4 protein-coding genes are annotated in these 4,956 nt (G+C 67.3%); 1 reads left to right on the forward strand and 3 read right to left on the reverse strand.

Annotated elements, in window-relative coordinates; translation table 11 throughout:
• Positions 1-120: 120 nt before the first annotated feature.
• Positions 121-897 carry an SDR family oxidoreductase gene (locus ABGA94_RS14010; RefSeq protein WP_005419635.1) on the reverse strand — a complete coding sequence of 259 codons (777 nt, stop codon included), beginning with the start codon at positions 895-897 and terminating at the stop codon, positions 121-123.
• Between the two features lie 112 nt (positions 898-1,009).
• Here ABGA94_RS14010 and ABGA94_RS14015 point away from each other — a divergent pair, with 112 nt between their 5' ends.
• Positions 1,010-1,222, forward strand: coding sequence for a hypothetical protein (locus ABGA94_RS14015; protein ID WP_053496970.1), 213 nt, complete (start codon positions 1,010-1,012; stop codon positions 1,220-1,222).
• 98 nt (positions 1,223-1,320) lie between these two features.
• Here ABGA94_RS14015 and sppA read toward each other — a convergent pair whose 3' ends face one another.
• A complete protein-coding gene (sppA, locus tag ABGA94_RS14020; protein WP_061478137.1) occupies positions 1,321-3,243 on the reverse strand; it encodes a signal peptide peptidase SppA in 1,923 nt (640 codons plus the stop codon).
• Between the two features lie 115 nt (positions 3,244-3,358).
• Complete coding sequence (locus ABGA94_RS14025; protein WP_005419642.1) at positions 3,359-4,723, reverse strand: MATE family efflux transporter; 1,365 nt, start codon at positions 4,721-4,723, stop codon at positions 3,359-3,361.
• Between the last annotated feature and the right edge of the window lie 233 nt (positions 4,724-4,956).

A 4,956-nucleotide genomic window follows, 5' to 3' on the forward strand; every position in this document is an offset into this window, starting at 1 on the left:
CCCAAGGAGGGGTTTACGGCGTGTCCTGCAGACCCGCACCGCCCCGGCATCCCACAGGAAACCAGCTTTTGACGTTGCCGTTGAAGTTGCCGGCCAGCGGCCGGCACTACCACCGCATGATCAGAACCCGTAGCGCAGGAAACCGCCATCCACTGCGATGCATTCGCCGGTGACATAGCTGGCCGCCGGCAGGCACAGGAAGCCCACGGCTGCGGCCACTTCCTCCGGTTCACCGATGCGGCGCATCGGCGTGCGGTTGACCACTTCCTCGTAGTAGTCCGGGTCCGACAATGGACCGGACGTGCGCCGCGTGCGGATGTACCAGGGCGCCACCGCGTTGACCCGGATGCCATCCTCGGCCCACTCGACGGCCAGGTTGCGGGTCATCTGGTGCATCGCGGCCTTGGTCATGCCGTAGACCACGCCACTGCGCACGTGGGTCAGCCCGGACACGCTGCCGACATTGACGATCGAGGACGACGCGTGCCGGGCCAGCAGCGGATGCGCGTAGCGCGACAGCTCGAAGGCCGAGAACAGGTTGGTCTCGAAGATCTTGCGCCACTCGTCCTCGGAATACTCCGTGGCTGCCTTGGTGACGTTGCCACCAGCGTTGTTGACCAGGATGTGCAGGCCATCACTGTGGTCTTCCACCCAGTCCAGGATCTGGCGGCGGTCCTCGTCATCGGAGACGTCCGCGGCCAGCGCATGCACCTGGTGCTGCGGATACACATCCAGCAGTTCGTCGCGCGCGGTCTCCAGCATGTCGATATCGCGGCCGACGATCATCAGATCGGCGCCGAGCCCCGCCAATTCATGCGCGATGGCCAGGCCGATGCCGGCGCTGGCGCCGGTGATCAGGGCCGTCTGGCCGTCCAGGCGCCACCGTTGCTGGGTCATGTGTCCTCCGGGGCCGCGCCCACTGCATTTCGATGCCGCAAGGATACGCGCTCACGGCGGCGCTCGGCCGGGGATGCGACACTTGCCCATACGCCCACCGCGGAGAGCCGCCATGCGCATCCTGATCCTGTCCACGTCGCTGCTGGCCAGCCTGCTGCTGGCGGCCTGCCAGCGGCCGCCCACGCCGAACCCGGAGAAGCCACCGGTGCCACGAGCGATGTCGCGTGCGATCAACGAGCCGCTGGACCGCGCCAAGGACGTGCAGAAAACCGTCGATGATGCTGCCGCGCGTGAGCGCAAGGCCGAGGCCGACGCGGCGCAATGACCGGCGGGGTCAGAGCCCTTTGCGAAGCCAAGGAATCCGACCCCATGAACGAAAACGCCCGGCCTGAGCCGGGCGTTTTCATTCGATAGCGTTGCCGGTCAGAACCCGCAGAAGCAGTACGCCAGCGCCTTCACCGGTGCGCCGTTGCCCTTTTCGCGGGCCGCGTTCTCGACGAAGCGCAACTGAGTGTCCACTTCCGGCATCGTGCGTGCCAGCATCATCCGCGCCATGCCCGAATCGGACAGCATCCAGGCACCGGCACGACTGCCAGCGAAACCGCTGACGAACTGCGCGAACGGCGTGGCTGCCTTCTCGATGTAGCGCACGCGATAGGCATCGGCCTTGCCCAGCTTGGCGCGGCTGGCCGCATCGGCCACCGCATCCTTCAGGCCACCGAAGGCATCGACCAGGCCGCGTTCCTTGGCCTGTGCACCGCTCCACACGCGGCCGCGGGCCACCTCGTCCACGGCCTCGACCGGCTTCTTGCGCGCGTCGGCGACGCGACCGGTGAAGTCGGCGTAGCCTTTGTTGATCACCGACTGGATGACCTGTCCCACGGCCGGATCCATTGGGCGGGTGACATCGAATGCACCCGCAAAACGGGTGGTGCCGACACCGTCAGTGTGCACGCCGATCTTGTCCAGCGCGCGGCTGAAGTTCGGTACCATGCCGAAGATGCCGATCGAACCGGTGATGGTCGACGGATCGGCGTAGATGCGATCGGCATTCATGCTGATCCAGTAGCCACCGGAGGCAGCCAGGTCGCCCATCGACACCACCACCGGCTTGCCAGCGGCCTGCAGCGCCACCACTTCACGGCGGATCTGCTCGGAGGCGAACACCTCACCGCCGGGCGAATCGACGCGCAGCACCACGGCCTTCACGTTGTCGTCGTCGCGCGCGGCGCGCAACAGCGCTGAGGTCGACTCGCCGCCGATGCGGCCGGCCGGCAGGTCGCCACCGCTGATCTCGCCGGCAGCCACCACCACGGCCACCTGCGGACGCGAGTCCACCGGGTTGCGGCGGGCGTCGAGCAGGGCCAGGTAACGGCCGAAGTCGACGTTGCGGAAACCACCGTCGGCGTCTTCGTCGGCCACGCCGCGCTCGATCATCAGATCCTCGAATTCCTCGCGGGTCTTCAGCGCGGTCACCAGCTTCTGCTGCAGCGCGAACTTGGCCAGGTCGCCACCGGCGGCGGCAATGCCTTCCGGCAGCGTGTCGATGCCGGCAGCCAGCTGCGCCGGATCCAGGCGGCGCGCCTTGGCGATGTCGCCCAGGTAGCGCTGCCACACATCGTTCATCCAGAACAGGTCGGCTTCCTTGGAGGCCGGCGACGCGGCGTCAAGCACGTACGGTTCGGCCGCGGACTTGTACTCGCCCACCTTGAACAGGTGCACGTCCACGCCCAGCTTGTCCTGCAGGCCGGTGCGGAAGTACTGGCGGTAGCGGCCGAGGCCTTCGAGCACGACCGAACCCATCGGGTCCAGGTAGACCTCGTCGGCCTGTGCAGCCAGCAGGTACTGCGACTGGCCCATGCTCTCGCTGTAGGCCACCAGCTGCTTGCCGGAAGCGCGCAGGTCCTGCAGCGCGGCGGCCACTTCACGCAGCGAGGCGAAGCCCGACGGCTGCAGCTTGTCCAGCTCCAGCACCACGCGCTCGATCTTCTTGTCGTCCTTGGCCGACTCGATCACCCGCAGCAGGTCGCGCAGCTGGATCTCTTCGGCACCGTTGTCACCCACGGCCTTGGCCAGTGCGCGGCTGACCGGATCGGCACTGAACTGCTCGACCAGGCGGCCTTCCGGCGCGATCACGAGCGTCGTGCGGTCCTGCAGCGACTTGCTGGCACCGGCACCCATGCCGGCGGCGATGACGAACATCACGAGCAGCAGGAACAGCAGGCCGAAGAACACCAGGTTGAGGATCAACCGGCGGGTGAAGTTCATGACGTCCCACAGCCCGATGAAGAAACTGGCGACGGGGTTGCGACGCGCCGGGGGCAGCGGGGGCACGGGTTGATTCATGGAACGCTCCGGATGGCTTCTTGCCGTGGTACCAGCATAGCCGGTGCCGCGTGATGCGGCATCGGACACAAGTCAGGGGATCGCCCGCCATGGGTCGGCATGGCAGGCAGGAAGATCAGGACAGCGCGGACTGCCCGATGCGCTGGCTGCTGCGGCGCAGGCGCCAGCCCATCAGGATGGCAGCGGCGGTCAGGCCGACGATCAGGCCGATCCACATGCCCTGCGGGCCCATGCCCAGCCCCAGGCCGAGCCCGGCGCCGAGCGGCATGCCCAGGCCCCAGTACGCGAACATGGCGATGAACATCGGCACGCGGGTGTCCTTGAGGCCGCGCAGCGCACCCGCCGACAGCACCTGGATGCCGTCCGGGAACTGGAAGGTGGCCGCGTACAGCAGCAGGGTCGAGGCCAGGCCGGCCACTGCCAGGTCGTTGGTGTACACACCGACGATGGCATCGTGGCCGAACAGCAGCACCGCCGCTGACAACGTCTGCGTGCCCATGATGATCGCGTAACCGGCCCACGCCGCACGCCGTACGCCGAAGCCGTCACCACGGCCGACCGCATGGCCGACGCGCACGGTGGTGGCCTCGGCCACGCCCATCGGGATCATGAAGCACAGCTGCGCGACGTTGATCGCGATCTGGTGTGCCGCCGCTTCATTGGCACCCAGGCGGCCGATCAGCAAGGCGGTGACGATGAACAGGCCGCCTTCCATCAGCACGGTGATGCCGATCGGCAGGCCGGTGCGCAGCAGCTCCCAGATCGCCTTCCAGCGCGGTCCCTCGAAGTGCGAGAACAGCTGCAGATGGGCGAAGCGCTTGGTCCGCCACAGATACAGGGCGAATGCGGTTGCCTGCAGCCACATCATCACCGCCGAAGCGATGCCCAGGCCCTCGGCCCCCAACTCCGGGAAGCCGAGCTTGCCATTGGCCAGCACGTAGCCCATCGGTGCCAGCACCAGCAGGCCACCGAAGCCGAGCAGCATGGTCGGCAGCGTCCAGTGCATGCCCTCGCTGAGATAACGCATGCAGAAGTACAGGGTCAGCGCCGGGCCACCCCAGCGCACCGCATGCAGGAACGCGGTCGCCCCCGGCACGATGTCCGGCGCGATGCCGAAGGCCGGCAGCAGCGGCGGCACCACGGTGAGGAAGGTGAACATGATCAGCCCCAGCCCCAGCGCCAGCCACAGTGCCTGGCGGAACAGCGGGCCGATCTCGCGCTCGCGGCCGGCGCCATGCAGCTGCGACACCGAGGCGGTGAGCGAGATCAGGGTGCCGATCGGAATCAGCATCGGCAGCCACAACAGCGCCGTACCGATGGTGACTGCGGCAAGGGTCGCCGTAGCGTGGTGGCCGGCAATCACGTTGTCGACGAAGGAGATCAGACCGGTGGACACATGGCCCAGCACGAGCGGCAGGGCGAGCAGACCGGTGGCGCCGACTTCCTTGCTGAAGCGCGGCGTGGAGGTTGCAGTAGACATAAGGTGCTTGACGCGAACTGCGGTTGCGCGCGAAGGGCACAGGCACCGGGTTGCGGGCGCCCATCTTACGCGGGCGGCGCCTGCATTCCCATGACATGGCGTGAATGCTGGGTTTCAGCCGCCCCAAGCAAAAAGGGGACGGAGGGGATTAAGTCGCATTCGGCACTGACTGGCCTGATACGACTTAATCCCCTCCGTCCCCTTTTCTACTGGCCGGCCTGGCGCTTTAGCCA

Origin of the sequence: Stenotrophomonas sp. 3diitr2024 (genome assembly GCF_042136455.1) — a bacterium.
GTDB classification, from domain to species: Bacteria; Pseudomonadota; Gammaproteobacteria; order Xanthomonadales; family Xanthomonadaceae; genus Stenotrophomonas; species Stenotrophomonas sepilia.